Origin of the sequence: Acinetobacter legionensis, assembly GCF_048551735.1 — a bacterium.
In the GTDB taxonomy this organism is placed as follows: Bacteria; Pseudomonadota; Gammaproteobacteria; order Pseudomonadales; family Moraxellaceae; genus Acinetobacter.
Genome location: NZ_JBIMBV010000104.1, coordinates 1 through 366 on the forward strand (window position 1 = coordinate 1; position 366 = coordinate 366).

Below are 366 nucleotides of genomic sequence, written 5' to 3' on the forward strand. Positions count from 1 at the left end.
TGCTGCAGAAGCTTTTGCTTGTTCCGCCAGTGCTTTTGCTTCCACAACTTCGGTTTTGTATTTTGCATTCAATAATGTGTATTCATTTTTAAAGTGACTTACACGCCAAGACTGAACACCTAAGGCCGTTATGGCCAACAATAAAAAAACCGCCATTGCGATAATGACGGTTTCATAAAATTTCGCTAAGAATGCTTGCATCATTGCACCCCCATGCACTTGTTATAACGATCTTGCTGCCGTGTCCAAACACCATAACAACCATTGGAGCGAATACTACAATCACGTTTGGCAACGTATTTGTATTTCAGTAATGATGCACATGCCCGCCTATATTGCCCTGCTTTGAGGTTTCTGAGCATCGAT

General features: G+C 41.8%; 2 pseudogenes. Both read right to left on the reverse strand.

Features of this window, described 5'->3' with window-relative positions:
• Positions 1-204: pseudogene (locus tag ACG9ZL_RS21210) on the reverse strand (hypothetical protein); the annotation flags it as partial.
• Positions 201-366: pseudogene (locus tag ACG9ZL_RS21215) on the reverse strand (lysozyme); the annotation flags it as partial. The pseudogenes ACG9ZL_RS21215 and ACG9ZL_RS21210, both read right to left, overlap by 4 nt.